This window comes from Citrobacter freundii complex sp. 2024EL-00216, from assembly GCF_043945515.1.
Lineage (GTDB): Bacteria > Pseudomonadota > Gammaproteobacteria > Enterobacterales > Enterobacteriaceae > Citrobacter > Citrobacter portucalensis.
This window is the reverse complement of sequence record NZ_JBIMRA010000026.1, coordinates 27,907-43,652: the sequence shown is the minus strand read 5'-3', so window position 1 is coordinate 43,652 and position 15,746 is coordinate 27,907. Positions and strand designations below refer to the sequence as shown.

The following is a 15,746-nucleotide window of genomic DNA, read 5'->3' as shown; positions in this document are numbered from 1 at the left end:
GCTTACTCAATATCCATACTACTGACCTGCCATGCAGACCTTGAATAATAAATCTGATTATTCAATTCTGGCATGCTGTCATAGGGGTACACAATGAATAACGGGCCTTTGTCACGGATGCGCATATATTTTCCGTTGATTTTTAACGCAAGGATAGCATTGTATTTTTTGAAATCACTAAGAGGGATAACAGTGGTGTAGTCATTGAGTGCAGTGACCTTAACAACAGAGCCGTTCGCCCCGACATAATCCATGAGTTTTTGTAGCGGAATACCCGTAAAGGTAGTGCGCCCATTATACCAGGGGGAGGTGGTCTGGAAACTGACCATGCCCAGCTTCTCAAGGCTGGCGGTATCAAAAACGGCTTTCCCGTCTGCATTTGTATTTTCAATATTACCCGACAGCGTTAAAAGCACTTTACCGGTGGGCCTGGAAAGTTCACCTGCCCATAGCTGGGTGGAGAGTACAAAGCTTACCAACATGACCATTAATCGCATTCTTACCTCACCAATCAGCCGGATGTTAAAGAATTATAATTTAGATATCACGCTATTTATATATATTGCATGGGTATTATTGGTGTAATAACTTCAATGGCTTTTTAACTCTTTTAAATCAGTGAGTTAGTTGTTACCTGTTCTGCTGTGGTGCATTAAAAATGCTAGTGTGTTATTTGAGTAAAGCTAAATTTCACTATGTATGTACAAAAATAAATCATCTATTTACTCAGTGCCAATAAATACGCACGAAAATAAAGGTTTATTTTTTTCACTGCAGTTGGATTTGGTTGTTTACTGGTGGGTAACTATATCGGGCACGAAGCCGCCTTTAGTGTAGCGGGAGCGCTTCGTGTCGGTAATCAAGGACAAAAATTCTATACGCGGCAAGTGTGGTCTATCTGAACCCGTTTATTCACCCGCCTGAGCTGACTGGCGGGCATACAGATAGGCGGTGGCCCTCGATACGCCCAGATGCTGTGCAACCGTATCCATAGATTTGCGTACGTTCAGCAAACCGTCCTGGCGTAATTGTTGAATCAGCAGCTTACGGTCTTGAGGTTTAAGGGCTCGGGCCGTCGTCGCGCGTTTAGCGGCAAAGTCATCAATACGCTGGCGGATGACTTCATTGCTGCCGGGATCGATATGTTCCTTAATGGGGGAATTTTCAGTTTCAGTAAAACGCGCAAGAGCACTCTGCATACCACGGAACAGCGTCATATCGACATTCAGGCAAAGTGCCGCTACGTATTTGCCGTCTTCGTCCTTAATGCCAATCGATGTACTTTTCACCGGGCGGCCATCGGCAAACTGATTGCTGTAGTTCGCAATGATGCTGGGAAAGTCAGGTGATGCGATTCTCGCCAGGCCAAGCTCGGTTGCTGGCTGGCCAGGTTGACGTCCGGAAAGATTATTATGGATGGATAAAATGGCATGTTCTGGATTTTTGAGGTCATGAACCACCACTTCGCAAAACGGAGAGAAGGTCTCACTCAATCCCCTGGCGATAGTATCAATTTGGCTGAGAAGCGAGTTATTGTCGGTTTTTGGCATGCCAGTCTCCTGCGGTGATGTCTGTTGCCATGATTGCGAGCAGTTTACAGTGACCTGGGAGTGTTTTTCCAGACGGGAGTGTACAGACAGTAAAAGTAGGGTATCTGCATGGCAGATACCCTGTTTATCATCCGGCCAGAAATTCACTGTAGCGACTGATATCCACGTTTCCGCCGCTGATGATAATGCCGATTTTCTTGCCGCGAAGCTCAGCTTTACGCGCTCTGGCGGCAGCAAAACCCAGACACCCGGTCGGCTCTACGACGATTTTCATGCGTTCAGCGATAAATTTCATTGAGGCAACTAACTCAGCGTCTGAAACAGTCAGGATATCGTTCACATTTTGCTTGATAATCTGAAACGTATAGTTCCCGAGATGTTGAGTCTGAGCACCGTCAGCAATGGTTTTGGGCGTATCGATATGAACTATTTTTCCACTTCGGAACGATTGTTGACCATCGTTACCCGCCTCAGGTTCGACACCATAGATGATGCAGTCAGGAGACAGATGTCTGGCCGCCAGGGCGGATCCTGAGAGCAGGCCGCCACCGCCCAGACACACGAAAAGAGCGTCTAACAGACCCACTTCTTCAATTAGCTCTTTTGTGGCGGTGCCCTGGCCTGCTATCACGTGCGGATGGTCGTAAGGGGGGATTAGCGTTAACCCCTGTTTCTCTGCCAGGTCCCGACCAATTTTTTCACGATCTTCAGTATAGCGATCGTAAGTTACCACTTTTCCGCCATAGCCTTTCGTCGCTGCAACTTTGGCCGCCGGGGCATCATGCGGCATGATAATTGTTGCTGGAATACCCAACAACTTTGCCGACAGGGCAATGGCCTGTGCATGGTTGCCGGAAGAAAACGTCACGACGCCCGCAGCGCGTTGTTGTGGCGTGAACTGGCGTAGCGCATTCATAGCGCCACGAAATTTGAAGGCGCCCATTCTCTGGAAGTTTTCGCACTTAAAGAAGACTTCCGCGCCAAATTCTTCATTTACCGTTCGGGAGGTCATCACCGGCGTTTTGTTAGCATAATCTGCGATGCGCTCTGCCGCAGCGGCAACATCGTTATAATCAGGCAGTGTCATTTCAGTCATTGTTGTTCACCTGTATGTTGTTAAACGTCACGCTTGCGGGGCCAACGCAATAGCTTCAACTTCCAGCGCAAAACCATAATGAAGTTCCGCAACACCTGCTACTGCACGGGATGGACGGAAATCGCCGATCCACTCTCCATAGATTTTGTTAAACGTCGGCCACTGGTTCATATCCGTCACATAGACGCGAACAGACACCAGATGCTGACGTGATGCCCCAGCACCAGCCAGACAAGCATCAATATTCTTGAGTACCAGCCGGGTTTGATCTTCAAAAGAGGCATCCGCTTTTTTCTCGCCGTCGAAAGTGACCGGCAACTGCCCGGAAATGAAGACGAATCCGCCAGCCGTTGTACTGTGCGAGTAATGACCTGCTGGCGGGAAGCTTCCAGCAGATGAGTTCAGTGTAATGTCCGCGGTCATATGAGAATCTCCAGTCGCCGTTTTTGATTCATTTTGTATAAAATAATACTGTTTGTATTATTTTATACTCCTTCATAGTGCGTTCGGCCAGCGATAGTTTTCGCTAACGCTGATTTTGTGAACTACTGCAAACGTGGCCCAGGCTAAATCACTGTCCTGGAGCGGTGACGGGGATATCGCTGTTGAAAGGGGAAAGCAGGGGGAAATGAAGAAACGCCCCGGGAGGGGGCGTCTAAGGCAAAAGTTTAGCTGATATGACCGTGGTTAATTTTACTTAGCGGTTCATTGATATCGAAGATTTTGAACGTTACTTCCTCCACACCCAGGTGCTTCAGGCGGGCGGTATGCTTTTTGATATAGGCCTGAGCGGTGTCTTCGTCCTGGAACAGGTAGATGCCTCCCGCTTCGTGATTTGCTTCGTTCTCGGTCCAGATTTTCCAGATGAACCCCGGCTCCTGGTTGATTGATTCGGCCAGTTCAACGAGCTGATTCGACATCTCAGCCCCAAACGGACCATGAAAATCAAAGTGTATCTGCACGAGTTTGTTCGACATAAATCCTCCATGGATTGGTTATTTTGGGTAAGGCTGCTAGCGCAACAGCACTTTACCGGTCAGATAAGTTATCGCCTGCCCACTGATATATACACGCGTTCCTGCTAACTGACAGCGTAAATCCCCGCCGCGTTCAGAGACCTGGCGTGCCAGCATCTGTGTTTTATTCAGTTTTCCAGCCCAGTAAGGGATCAGCATGCTATGTGCCGAGCCTGTGACCGGGTCTTCCGCGACGGCTTCGCCCGGGCAGAAGAAACGGCTGACAAAATCGTATTCCCCGTCACCCGGCGCGGTGATGCATACCATTTTCCCCAGCGGAATCATGGCGTGGATGTTTGGGCGCACAGCCTCAACCTGCTGTTGATTTTCCAGCACCACCATGTAATCGCGTGCCACACGCATCTCTTTGTATTCGGTGATGCCTAATGTTTCCAGCAGTAAAGCGGGCGGCACGGCAGATTCGCTTTGCCAGGCTGGAAAATCAAGCGTCAGCCATTCACCGCAGCGCGTGACCGTCAGCGGTCCCACAAAGCGGGTAGCAAATTGGATTTTGGTATCCGGGTAATCCAGATGTTCAAAGATGACATGCGCGGCGGCAAGCGTGGCATGCCCACACAGATTAATTTCACTCTGAGTGGTAAACCAACGCAGCTCAAAGCCATTCTCATTGGCGACAAAAAAAGCGGTTTCTGACTGGTTATGCTGCTGCGCCATCTTTAATAATGTTTCATCGGGCAACCAGTCCGTGAGCGGACAGACTGCTGCGGCATTACCGCCAAATGTCGTGGTGGTAAAGGCATCCACCATGTAAAAATCGATTTGTTGCACAGAGTAACCCTCTCATCGCACTCAGGATAAATCACACTCTATCATGCCAGCCATTGGGTCAATGCTCAGATTCGCCACTGTGGTGAAAATTCGTTATCATCCGTTCCCACACCTCATTCTGGCCGCCTGATGTCTACGATCTTCGATACCTTTATTGCCCCGCCTTGCCATGACGAGATAGAGACCCTCTATCAGGACGAGCATCTGGTGCTCATCAATAAACCCAGCGGGTTGCTTAGCCTGTCGGGCAAAAATCCGCAGAATCTCGATTCGGTACATCACCGGCTGGTACAGATTTACCCTGGCTGCACGCTGGTACATCGGCTTGATTTCGGCACCTCTGGGCTGATGGTGGTCGCTCGTAACAAGGCTATTAACGCCGCGCTTTGCCAGCAGTTCAGCCAGCGGACGATCACTAAGGTGTACAGTGCGCTGTTATGCGGGCATCTGGAAAACGACGAAGGGGTTATCGACGCCGCAATTGCCAAAGACCCGGCGCTGTTTCCATTGATGTCGATTTGTGCTCTCAACGGCAAACCCGCGCGCTCGCGCTATCAGGTTGTCGAGCGTTTTTATCATCGTCAGGAAGAGGGGACGTTGCTCCCCTTGACGCGGGTACAACTGACCCCTGAAACCGGGCGCACCCATCAACTACGGATCCATTGTCAGCAGTTGGGACATCCTATTTTGGGGTGCGATCTGTACGGTGGACGTCTGCTGCCGGGGACTGAACAAACGCCACGGCTGATGCTGCATGCCAGTGAACTGCATTTCAGGCATCCCATTAGTGAAGCGTGGATGAACGCCAAAAACGCCAGCCCGTTTTGAGGCGAAAAAAAGCCGTCTGGTGGCGGCTTTTATGAGGTTATCGCGCAGCGCGTTGTAAAATAACCGCTGACGGCTGGCGTTGTAGAAACCGCATCCGCAGCATCATCAGTATCGCCGCAGAGGTCAGGCCGATAATAAAGCCCATCCAGAATCCCGCCGGTCCCATCCGGTCAACTACCAGATCGGTAAGCGCCAGAATATAACCGCTCGGCAGGCCCAGCACCCAGTATGCCGTAAAGGTAATAAAGAAAATGGAACGCGTATCTTTATAACCACGCAGGATCCCGCTGCCAATAACCTGGATAGAGTCCGATATTTGATACACCGCGGCCAGTAACATGAGCTGCGCGGCCAGGGCGACAACTTCCGGGTTATTGTTATAGAGCAGGGCAATATGCTCGCGGAATGTCACGGTGAAAATCGCTGTTACGACCGCCATGCACACACCAACACCCAGACCCGTTCTGGCTGCGGTTTGGGCATCCAGCGTGGAACCCTGGCCCAGACGATAACCGACACGAATGGTGACGGCGGCAGCCAGAGACATCGGCAGGACGAACATTAACGAGCTGAAGTTCAGTGCGATCTGGTGTCCGGCTACGTCGACAATCCCCAGTGGAGAAACCAGCAGCGCGACCACCGCAAACAACGTCACTTCGAAAAATAACGCCAGCGCGATAGGTAAACCCAGCTGTACCAGACGCTTCATTACTGCGGTGTCAGGTTTCTGGAAACCACGCGCATTACGGATATCGCGCATTGAACGCGCACGTTTGATGTAAGAGAGCATGGTGATAAACATCACCCAGTAAACCGCTGCTGTTGCCACACCACAACCCACGCCGCCCAGTTCCGGCATGCCTAAATGCCCATAAATGAAAACATAGTTAACCGGAATGTTCACCAGCAGGCCGAGAAAACCCATCACCATCGCCGGTTTAGTCTTGGCTAATCCTTCGCACTGGTTACGGGCTACCTGGAAGAACAGATAACCCGGTGCGCCCCACAGCAGGGCACGCAGGTAGCCAACGGCTTTATCCGCCAGCGCCGGGTCGATGTTATGCATGGAGCGAATAATGTACCCCGCATTCCATAGCACAACCATAATCAGCACGGAGACGCTGCCCGCCAGCCAGAATCCCTGACGTATTTGATGGGCGATACGGTCGCGGCGTCCGGAACCATTGAGTTGCGCAATTACCGGCGTCAACGCCAGCAGTAGTCCGTGACCAAACAGAATGGCCGGTAGCCAGATGGACGTACCAATGGCGACTGCCGCCATATCCGTCGCGCTGTATCCGCCCGCCATGACGGTATCAACGAATCCCATTGCGGTTTGAGCGATTTGCGCAAGAATCACCGGAATTGCCAGAGCTAATAACTGACGCGCTTCACTTACATACTTTTGCACGTGTACACCACTATATTGTTGTTATTTGAGAGACTAAAAAAGCCGCCTTATATGGCAGCAAGGAGAAAAAGCAGGGGAAATTTCAGTCTATTGTAGCGAGGAATACGTAATTCTCCAGTGAAAAAACAGGCGCTGGTGGTGCATTGCTGGCAACCTGAATTTCCACCTGCTATTGTGCTGTGCAGAGATGTCTTAATTGAGTTCAGGAGTAGGAAGTATGTTTACGGGTATTGTGCAGGGCACCGCAAAATTGGTGTCCATTGATGAAAAACCAAATTTTCGTACGCATGTTGTGGAGTTGCCTGAATATATGCTGGATGCGCTGGAGACCGGCGCATCGGTTGCCCACAATGGGTGCTGCCTGACGGTCACCGAAATTAACGGTAACCAGATAAGCTTCGACCTGATGAAAGAAACGCTGCGTATCACCAACCTGGGCGATCTGAAGGTTGGAGATTTGGTTAACGTTGAACGTGCGGCAAAATTCAGTGATGAGATTGGCGGACATTTAATGTCGGGCCATATTATGACCACTGCCGAAGTGTCGAAAATTCTGACCTCGGAGAATAACCGTCAGGTGTGGTTTAAAGTCCAGGATCCGTCGCTGATGAAATATATCCTGTACAAAGGATTTATTGGTATTGACGGTATCAGTCTGACGGTCGGTGAAGTGACGCCGACGCGTTTCTGTGTACATTTGATCCCGGAAACGCTGGAGCGTACGACGCTTGGCAAGAAAAAGCTGGGCGCACGGGTTAATATCGAAATCGATCCCCAAACGCAGGCGGTGGTTGATACCGTTGAGCGTGTCCTGGCGGCGCGTGAAAGCGCCATCAGCAACATAACGGGCGAAGCGGGAGCCTAAGCCTGAGAGTAAAGCCCCCGTTGCTACGGGGGCGAAAACGATTAGCGGGGAACGCGCAGACCGTGTTCAACACCGCGGGAAAATACCACCTGCCATAGCTGAATATCTCGAGCACGAAACGCCCCGGCGCAGGCGTTCAGATAATAGCTGAACATCCGTTTGAAACGTTCGGTATAGTTATCGGCGATTTCAGGCCAGGAGCTCATGAAACGCTCGTGCCATGCCATCAGCGTCGTGTCGTAATCCGCGCCAAAATTATGCCAGTCCTCCATCACAAAATGCGGTTCGCTGGCGTTGGCAATCTGGCGAACTGACGGCAAACACCCGTTTGGGAAGATATACTTATTGATCCACGGATCAACGTTATTGTCGGTTTTTTTGGAGCCGATGCTGTGCAGTAAAAAGAGACCATCCGGTTTTAAATTACGATCGACCACCTCAAAATAGGTGGCGTAGTTCTTCGGTCCAACATGTTCAAACATGCCGACGGAGACAATGCGGTCGAATTTGTCGTTCAGGTCGCGATAATCCTGCAGCAAAATGGTGACATCCAGCCCAGCGCAACGTTCCTGTGCCATTTTCTGCTGTTCTGCCGAAATGGTCACACCCACCACGCTCACGCCATATTGCGATGCCATAAACTGGGATAAACCACCCCAGCCACAGCCAATATCAAGCACCCGCATTCCTGGCTTCAGTTGCAATTTTTCAGCAATCATTTTGAGCTTCGCCTGCTGGGCAGATTCCAGAGTGTTGGCATCTTTCCAGTAGGCGCAGGAATACTGCATATAGGGGTCAAGCATGCGGGTAAAGAGATCGTTGCCCAAATCGTAATGTTCTTTGCCGACCATCCACGCACGTTTTTTGGTCTGTAAATTGAACAGGCGAGCCGTGGCGATACGTAGCGTATCTTTAAAGTGGCGGGGGAGTTGGTTTTCAAGACCGGCGCGCAAGACTTTACTAAAAAACATGTCCAGCCGGTCGCATTCCCACCAGCCATCCATATAACTTTCACCCAACCCTAACGATCCTTCCTGCAATACGCGTTTGAAAAAATCGGGGTTCTTTACTCGAATATCAGCCGGTGCATTGCCATTAATGGCAATGCCTGCACGGCTCAATAATTCATTGGTAATGCGGTACCAGTCATCATCCGGTACGCTGACGTCTTCTATACATGATGAACTCATAGCTTCTCCATCACTGGTCGGTGATCAGAACCTTAAAACAGCGTAGACGCTTTTTTGGGCTTTGTGAGAAATCTCACGGAATTAATCCGCGAATCTATAATCCGACGTAGAACAGAGGAAGGGAGAAACCCTTGCCGAAAAGGCCATCCGTGGTAAAACGGGAACGTTCTTGTCCCCGTTAACGCATTAAAATTATCGTTTTTTTAACAACTGAAAATCAGTATATGCCTGAATTTTTGACGATTCAACCAATAATTGTTAGCGGGCTAACTAAATGCCCGCAACCATTATTAGTGCGACTCTCCGTGGGCAACTTGCGCACGATCATCTGTTTGCGGGGCGTCAGTTTTCTGCGACTGCATTTTGTAACCCACAGCAGCCAGCAATACTGTTGTCAGCATAACGCTGGTGGTGGTGAGCAGTGGGGTGGCAATCAACCAGGAAACGACAAGGCTTGCCAGGAAGCATAAACCCAGTTGCAGCGTATTCTGCAATGCGGCTGCGCGTCCCGTGGCCTGTGGGAAAGGGCGTAATGCCTGCGCGACAACGATAGGGTAGATTGCGCCGTTCGCAATCGCCATAACGCAGAATGGGATCAGGATTTCAGCCAATGCAACATGATGAATAAAGCCGGTCGCCCAGGTGCCTACAACGCTGAAGGCATACAGAATGAGTAACCAGGGTAGCAGCTGACGACCCTGCCATTTTTGCAGCGCTGCACGACAGCCGTAACCACCAATTAAGAAGGCGATAGTTTGCGGAACATAGCTCAGACCAATTACCGCTGGGCTATAACCCATTTCGCTGAGGATGAACGGGGAACCTGTCAGCCATGCGAAAAAGCTCGCGGAACAGGCGGCATAAATCAGCACGTTTCCACGGTAAGTTTTCGAGCGCAGCAAGGTGGCGAAAGTCAGTTTATCCTGGCTGTCATCGCGCGCTTTAGCCGTTGGCTTTAGACGCAGAGCCGGAAGCATCAGAATCAGAGTAATGGCAAACAGAGTTGCAAAAATGGCCTGCCAGGAAAAATGTACCAGGATCCAACTGCCTAAAAGCGGGGCGAGTGCAGGAGATAACCCGACCAGCGGCATAATAGTGGCAAAGATGCGGTTTACTTTTTGTGAAGGATAATAATCGGTAACCAGCGCTTGCCAGATAACCGATGCCGCACAGACGCCAACGGCCTGAACAAATCGCAGTACCAGCAGACCAGTGGCGTTTTCAACCCATAGCATGCCCAGACTGCCCAGTGCGAAGATAGATAAACCCAGCAGCAAAATAGGCTTGCGACCATAGTGGTCAGAAAGCGGCCCCCACAGCAGTTGCGCGACGGCAAACCCCGCTAAGAACAAGCTCAGGCTGGCGCTGACGGCAGATGCAGGTGTTTGCAGATCGGACTGAATAGCAGCAAAGGCGGGTAGATACATATCCGTTGCCAGAAAACCGAGCACGCTAAGACCTGCCAGCCAGACTAAAAACCCTTTCCCAGGTTGCATCATCATTTCTCTTTTTTAGCAGTAGAACAATGCCGCTGAGTGTAGTGAGTGTAATTCTCGCTGTGAAACGCTAATATTTGCTTACTGATTTCAAATTTTTTGCAGGCAGAATATGTGGTCGGAATATTCACTTGAAGTGGTTGATGCGGTTGCGCGTAACGGCAGTTTTAGTTCGGCCGCGCAGGAGCTGCACCGTGTACCTTCGGCAGTAAGCTACACCGTGCGCCAGCTGGAAGAATGGCTGGCGGTGCCACTTTTTGAGCGACGCCATCGGGATGTGGAATTAACGCCTGCCGGGGCATGGTTTTTAAAAGAAGGCCGCTCTGTTATCAAAAAAATGCAGATCACGCGCCAGCAATGTCAGCAAATTGCCAACGGCTGGCGCGGACAGCTGGCGATCGCCGTCGATAACATTGTCCGCCCGGATCGTACCCGACAGATGATCGTGGATTTCTACCGTCACTTTGATGATGTGGAGTTGTTAGTTTTTCAGGAAGTGTTTAACGGCGTGTGGGACGCACTGTCTGATGGGCGTGTGGAGCTGGCCATCGGGGCCACACAGGCCATTCCGGTCGGGGGGCGGTATACCTTCCGCGATATGGGAATGCTGAGCTGGAGCTGCGTGGTAGCCAGTCATCACCCACTGGCTTCAATGCCCGGACCGCTAAGTGATGACACGTTGCGCAACTGGCCGTCACTGGTGCGCGAAGATACCTCCCGAACATTGCCGAAGCGTATTACCTGGCTGCTGGATAACCAAAAGCGCGTCGTCGTGCCGGACTGGGAATCCTCTGCGACCTGTTTGTCCGCGGGATTGTGCGTGGGCATGGTACCGACGCATTTTGCCAAGCCGTGGATCGATAGTGGTAAATGGGTTGCGCTGCAACTGGAGAACCCCTTTCCTGATGCCGCATGTTGTCTGACATGGCAGCAGAACGATACGTCACCGGCATTGAGTTGGCTGCTGGACTATTTAGGGGATAGTGAAACGTTGAACAAGGAATGGCTGCGGGAGCCAGATGAGACTCCCGCACAACAGGCTTAACGGCGGTAATCGCGGAACGGACCGTCGGCAACGGAGCGACGCTCAACCAGGCGCGGATGCACCTCGATAGACTGTGACTCTTCACGTTTATTCACGATACGGTCTAACAGCATGTTGAAGGCCGTTTCACCCAGTGAATCCTTCGGCTGGTGAATGGTCGTCAAGGCCGGCGTGAAGAAGCGGGCGTTGCGCACGTTGTCGTAGCCGATGAGTGAGACATCCTGCGGTACGCGCAGCCCCATTTCGTCAGCGGCGCACAGCGCACCCATTGCCATAATATCGCCACCGCAGAAGACAGCGGTCGGACGATGTGACTGCGACAGAATTTGCTGCATGGCGCGATAGCCGGATTCAGGCTCGAAATCGCCCTGAACAATCCAGTTTTCAGGCACTTTAATCAGCGCTTCTTCCATCGCTTTCATAAAGCCAGCCAGACGCCCGGCCCCGGTGTTACGTTCCATTGGGCCAGGGATCACGCCAATCTCACGATGACCGCGTTCTACCAGATACCGGCCCGCCATGTAACCGCCTTCGAAGGCGTTATCAATGACCGTATCGGTAAAGTCGGCTTTTGCTTCGCCCCAGTCCATGACGACCATCGGGATATGGCGATACTCTTCGAGCATCGAAAGCAGCGACTCCGGATACTCAGAACACATCACCAGCAGACCATCAACGCGCTTTTGCGCCATCATCGACAGATAAGCCTGCTGTTTTTCGAGACTGTTCCATGCGTTACCCAGGATCAGGGTATAGCCTTTCTGGAAACAGTTTTTCTCAACGGCTTCGATAATTTCGGCGAAATAGGCCGCTTCGCTGCTGGTCGCCAGCAAGCCGATAGACTTGGTGTGATTTACCTTCAGGCTGCGGGCAACTGCGCTCGGAGAATAGTGCAGTTCTTTGATTGCTGCCCAGACAGCATTACGTGTTTCTTCCGCGACAAAGCGCGTCTTGTTAATTACGTGTGATACGGTTGTAGTGGAAACGTTTGCTCGCTTCGCTACATCTTTAATTGTTGCCATTACATCTCACTCCAGACCATATCCTAAGCTCCTGAGAATACTCCAGGTAAACGTTTGCCTTTACACACCCTTATCGCAACGTAAGGGTTGCGGCACGCCGGGAAAACGACACGGAACGTCAGGAAGGGGTCAATGGCCGGTACGCTAATCAAGTAAGCGTGGAATTTTGTCTGATCTTAACGAAAAGGGGAAGAGTTAAAAGCAGTTATCAATATAAATCGTGAGAGATTTTTGCTTTCAAGTGTGTAAAAATGCGCAATATCACTTTTTGTGTGGGAATAAAAAGGAGAAAACTTGATGAGCACCGATCTGAAATTTTCGTTAGTGACTACCATTATTGTTCTGGGTTTGATCGTCGCGGGTGGTCTGACCGCAGCGCTGCATTGATTTCCCCGAGGGAGTTAGCTCTCCCTCATCCCTTCGACTCGTTTTTCCCCTCTATTGTTTGCGAATAAGCAAAAGTCTTTTGCAGTTTTGTTAACTTTATTAATTTTGCGATCAATGTCATGCTTTTGACTCTTATTTTATGTCGTGCCACGGCTCGACGATACGGAGTCGAAATATGAAAATCAATTACCCTTTACTGGCGCTGGCAATCGGGGCGTTTGGTATTGGCACCACCGAGTTTTCGCCAATGGGGTTGTTGCCCGTCATTGCCAAAGGTGTGGACGTCTCGATTCCGGCGGCTGGCATGCTGATCAGCGCTTATGCAGTAGGTGTGATGGTAGGTGCACCGCTGATGACATTGCTGCTGTCTCATCGTGCGCGACGTAATGCTTTGATATTCCTGATGGCGATTTTCACGCTGGGTAATGTGCTTTCGGCTATCTCGCCGGATTACACCACGCTGATGCTATCGCGTATTTTGACCAGTCTTAACCATGGAGCCTTTTTTGGTCTCGGTTCTGTGGTTGCAGCCAGTGTGGTACCCAAACATAAGCAGGCCAGCGCCGTGGCAACGATGTTTATGGGGTTAACCATCGCCAATATTGGCGGCGTTCCGGCGGCGACCTGGCTTGGTGAAACCATCGGCTGGCGCATGTCGTTTATGGCCACTGCGGGGCTGGGTGTCATTGCGATGGTCAGCCTGTTCTTCTCATTACCCAAGGGTGGAGCAGGAGAGCGCCCGGATGTCCGTAGCGAACTGGCGGTACTTATGCGCCCACAGGTGTTGTCGGCGTTACTGACTACCGTACTGGGTGCTGGGGCGATGTTCACGCTGTATACCTACATCTCGCCGGTTCTGCATACTATCACTCATGCTACACCGGCATTTGTTACCGGGATGCTGGTGTTGATAGGCGTTGGCTTCTCGATCGGTAACTATTTTGGCGGCAAACTGGCTGACCGTTCAGTCAACGGTACGCTGAAAGGCTTTTTACTGCTGCTGATGGTTATTATGCTGGCCATTCCTTTCCTTGCGCGTAATGAGCTGGGAGCGGCGGTCAGTATGGTGGTCTGGGGCGCGGCGACGTTTGCGGTCGTTCCACCGTTGCAGATGCGTGTGATGCGCGTTGCCAGCGAAGCGCCTGGATTATCATCGTCAGTCAATATTGGCGCGTTTAATCTGGGGAATGCCCTTGGTGCAGCGGCCGGTGGGGCGGTGATATCTGGCGGCCTGGGCTACAGTTTTGTGCCGGTGATGGGGGCGATTGTGGCGGGACTTGCGCTGCTGCTGGTGTTCATTTCCGCAAGAAGACAGCCTGAAGAGGCTTTCACTACCGCGAATTAATGCAAAAACGCAGAAGGAAGTCCTTCTGCGTTATCTTTTTTATGCTGCGAAGTTCTTCGCAACAAATTCCCAGTTCACCAGTGCCCAGAAATGTTCCAGGTAGCCAGGACGGGCATTGCGATAATCGATGTAGTAGGCGTGTTCCCATACGTCAACGGTCATCAGCGGCGTCGCGTCGGTAGTCAGCGGAGTACCTGCGTTGGAGGTGGAGACGATAGCCAGTTTGCCATCCGTTCCTTTTACCAGCCAGGTCCAGCCAGAACCGAAGTTTTTGATAGCGGCATCGGTGAACTGCGCTTTGAAATCTGCAAAGCTGCCAAAGGAGGCGGCAATTGCATCAGCCAGTTTACCGGTCGGTTCACCACCTGCGTTTGGTGCCAGGCAGTTCCAGTAGAACGTGTGGTTCCATACTTGTGCTGCGTTATTGAATACACCGCCTTCAGAGCTACGAACGATCTCTTCCAGTGATTTGCCTTCAAACGCCGTGCCTTTAATCAGATTGTTCAGATTGGTCACGTAGGTTTGATGGTGTTTGCCATAGTGATATTCCAGCGTTTCGGCAGAAATGTGCGGTGCCAGAGCATCTTTGGCATACGGTAATGCAGGTAATTCAAACGACATTGCTTCTCTCCTTATTATTTATATTGAGTACACACAATAGCCTCATTGTGAGTAAGGATAGGGTAGCAAATTGAAAGGTTATGCAAAAGAAGAACTTACCCTACAGCATGTTCTGTAGGGTAAGTTTTTAGCGAATTGTTTTTGGCGTCATTACCCGACGAGCGCCCACATAGTGGCGCTGCCAGTAATCTTCGCTCAGAGAGGTGATTTGAATTTCCTGCCCGCTGCGCGGTGACTGAATAAACTTACCGTTGCCGACGTAGACGCCGACGTGATCGGCTGTTCCGCGACCCTGGGTACGAAAGAATACCAGATCACCATTTTTCAGCTCGCCACGTTCAATTGGTGCGGCATCACGCAGATGGTACATTTCATTCGCGGTACGCGGAATGCGGAACTTCACCAGATCTTTATAGGCGTAATAAACCAGACCGCTGCAGTCAAACCCGGTTCTTGGCGAGGAGCCGCCCCAACGATAAGGTTTACCGATTTGGTTCATCAAGGTGGACATAGCGGTTTTAGTCGCTTTCTGCACTTTCACTTTATGTGCGTCAGCAAGCGTAGTCGGTGCAGTGGTTTTCACCTTCACGCAGCGTGGTTTATGACCTTTGCGCGGTGTGCATTTTTCCGTCCAGGTAACGGCTGCGGTTTGTGCTGCGGCAGTTTTACCACGGCGATTTGCAGTTTTAGTCGACTTTGCCGGAGTGGCTGTGCGTTTTTTAGAAGAGGAAGCGGTTTTGGTGCTGGTTTTGCTGGTGGTCTTTGTCGCCGTTTTCTTGCTGGTCTTTGTTGTTTTTTGGCTGGTTGTTGCGCTTTTCTTTTTATCTACCGTCTTGAGTGGGTGAGTACTGGTAGGTGTCGTCCTGGCCTGCTTGGAAGCATGAGCCATAGGCGTAAAAGGCAGTGTAGTAAAAAGCAAAGCACAGAGCGTGATCGAGATTCGGTTTATCCGCGCCACTGAGCAGTCCTCTGGTAAGGCAGGTCTATCGTGCCTGCGTGTGATTTTCAAAACTTGATGATTCTAATCTATAGAAAGAGGGAAAGTTAATAGCTTTTTTTGTTTAAAACTATGTTTCGTAACCGAC

17 protein-coding genes are annotated in these 15,746 nt (G+C 50.9%); 5 read left to right on the top strand and 12 right to left on the bottom strand.

The window, feature by feature from the left end; translation table 11 throughout:
- Window positions 1-2: 2 nt before the first annotated feature.
- The 6 genes from ACHHZ7_RS22220 to ACHHZ7_RS22195 form a co-directional block, all read right to left on the bottom strand.
- Window positions 3-497: a molybdopterin-dependent oxidoreductase gene (locus ACHHZ7_RS22220; RefSeq protein WP_003832739.1), complete on the bottom strand. Its 495-nt coding sequence runs from the start codon at window positions 495-497 to the stop codon at window positions 3-5.
- A gap of 411 nt (window positions 498-908) precedes the next feature.
- A complete protein-coding gene (locus ACHHZ7_RS22215; RefSeq protein WP_008784655.1) occupies window positions 909-1,550 on the bottom strand; it encodes a transcriptional regulator in 642 nt (213 codons plus the stop codon).
- Window positions 1,551-1,677: 127 nt separating this feature from the next.
- A complete protein-coding gene (locus ACHHZ7_RS22210; protein WP_060682263.1) occupies window positions 1,678-2,646 on the bottom strand; it encodes a threo-3-hydroxy-L-aspartate ammonia-lyase in 969 nt (322 codons plus the stop codon).
- 27 nt (window positions 2,647-2,673) lie between these two features.
- Window positions 2,674-3,069, bottom strand: coding sequence for a RidA family protein (locus tag ACHHZ7_RS22205; RefSeq protein ID WP_003832744.1), 396 nt, complete (start codon window positions 3,067-3,069; stop codon window positions 2,674-2,676).
- Between the two features lie 245 nt (window positions 3,070-3,314).
- Entirely contained in the window at window positions 3,315-3,623 is a 309-nt protein-coding gene (locus ACHHZ7_RS22200) for a monooxygenase (RefSeq protein ID WP_057067232.1), read from the bottom strand.
- 36 nt (window positions 3,624-3,659) lie between these two features.
- Window positions 3,660-4,451 carry a PhzF family phenazine biosynthesis protein gene (locus ACHHZ7_RS22195; RefSeq protein ID WP_060682261.1) on the bottom strand — a complete coding sequence of 264 codons (792 nt, stop codon included), beginning with the start codon at window positions 4,449-4,451 and terminating at the stop codon, window positions 3,660-3,662.
- Window positions 4,452-4,580: 129 nt separating this feature from the next.
- Here ACHHZ7_RS22195 and ACHHZ7_RS22190 point away from each other — a divergent pair, with 129 nt between their 5' ends.
- Complete coding sequence (locus ACHHZ7_RS22190) at window positions 4,581-5,279, top strand: RluA family pseudouridine synthase (protein WP_057067234.1); 699 nt, start codon at window positions 4,581-4,583, stop codon at window positions 5,277-5,279.
- A 37-nt stretch (window positions 5,280-5,316) separates the two neighbouring features.
- On the opposite strand, the gene mdtK is transcribed toward ACHHZ7_RS22190, so the two are convergent.
- The gene (gene mdtK, locus ACHHZ7_RS22185) at window positions 5,317-6,690 is read right to left on the bottom strand and encodes a multidrug efflux MATE transporter MdtK (RefSeq protein ID WP_060682260.1); all 1,374 of its coding nucleotides are present in this window, start codon (window positions 6,688-6,690) and stop codon (window positions 5,317-5,319) included.
- A 217-nt stretch (window positions 6,691-6,907) separates the two neighbouring features.
- Between mdtK and ACHHZ7_RS22180 the strand changes: the two genes are divergently transcribed.
- Window positions 6,908-7,555 carry a riboflavin synthase gene (locus tag ACHHZ7_RS22180; protein ID WP_003832752.1) on the top strand — a complete coding sequence of 216 codons (648 nt, stop codon included), beginning with the start codon at window positions 6,908-6,910 and terminating at the stop codon, window positions 7,553-7,555.
- 41 nt (window positions 7,556-7,596) lie between these two features.
- Here ACHHZ7_RS22180 and cfa read toward each other — a convergent pair whose 3' ends face one another.
- Together cfa and punC are read right to left on the bottom strand one after the other, a co-directional pair.
- Window positions 7,597-8,745 carry a cyclopropane fatty acyl phospholipid synthase gene (gene cfa, locus ACHHZ7_RS22175; protein ID WP_008784662.1) on the bottom strand — a complete coding sequence of 383 codons (1,149 nt, stop codon included), beginning with the start codon at window positions 8,743-8,745 and terminating at the stop codon, window positions 7,597-7,599.
- Window positions 8,746-9,035: 290 nt separating this feature from the next.
- Window positions 9,036-10,241 carry a purine nucleoside transporter PunC gene (gene punC, locus ACHHZ7_RS22170; RefSeq protein ID WP_032943314.1) on the bottom strand — a complete coding sequence of 402 codons (1,206 nt, stop codon included), beginning with the start codon at window positions 10,239-10,241 and terminating at the stop codon, window positions 9,036-9,038.
- A gap of 112 nt (window positions 10,242-10,353) precedes the next feature.
- On the opposite strand from punC, the gene punR reads away from it, so the two are divergent.
- Window positions 10,354-11,286 (top strand): DNA-binding transcriptional activator PunR, encoded by a 933-nt coding sequence (gene punR, locus ACHHZ7_RS22165; protein ID WP_003029215.1) that lies wholly within the window; start codon window positions 10,354-10,356, stop codon window positions 11,284-11,286.
- Here punR and purR read toward each other — a convergent pair.
- The gene (gene purR, locus ACHHZ7_RS22160) at window positions 11,283-12,308 is read right to left on the bottom strand and encodes an HTH-type transcriptional repressor PurR (RefSeq protein ID WP_003832757.1); all 1,026 of its coding nucleotides are present in this window, start codon (window positions 12,306-12,308) and stop codon (window positions 11,283-11,285) included. The genes punR and purR overlap by 4 nt on opposite strands.
- 297 nt (window positions 12,309-12,605) lie before the next feature.
- On the opposite strand from purR, the gene cydH reads away from it, so the two are divergent.
- Together cydH and ACHHZ7_RS22150 are read left to right on the top strand one after the other, a co-directional pair.
- A complete protein-coding gene (cydH, locus tag ACHHZ7_RS22155; protein WP_003029209.1) occupies window positions 12,606-12,695 on the top strand; it encodes a cytochrome bd-I accessory subunit CydH in 90 nt (29 codons plus the stop codon).
- A gap of 175 nt (window positions 12,696-12,870) precedes the next feature.
- Window positions 12,871-14,040 carry an MFS transporter gene (locus ACHHZ7_RS22150; protein WP_008784665.1) on the top strand — a complete coding sequence of 390 codons (1,170 nt, stop codon included), beginning with the start codon at window positions 12,871-12,873 and terminating at the stop codon, window positions 14,038-14,040.
- 39 nt (window positions 14,041-14,079) lie between these two features.
- Here the strand turns inward: ACHHZ7_RS22150 and sodB are convergent, their stop codons facing one another.
- Both sodB and ACHHZ7_RS22140 read right to left on the bottom strand, forming a co-directional pair.
- Complete coding sequence (gene sodB / locus ACHHZ7_RS22145; protein ID WP_003029205.1) at window positions 14,080-14,661, bottom strand: superoxide dismutase [Fe]; 582 nt, start codon at window positions 14,659-14,661, stop codon at window positions 14,080-14,082.
- A gap of 127 nt (window positions 14,662-14,788) precedes the next feature.
- Window positions 14,789-15,619: a C40 family peptidase gene (locus tag ACHHZ7_RS22140; RefSeq protein WP_008784666.1), complete on the bottom strand. Its 831-nt coding sequence runs from the start codon at window positions 15,617-15,619 to the stop codon at window positions 14,789-14,791.
- Between the last annotated feature and the right edge of the window lie 127 nt (window positions 15,620-15,746).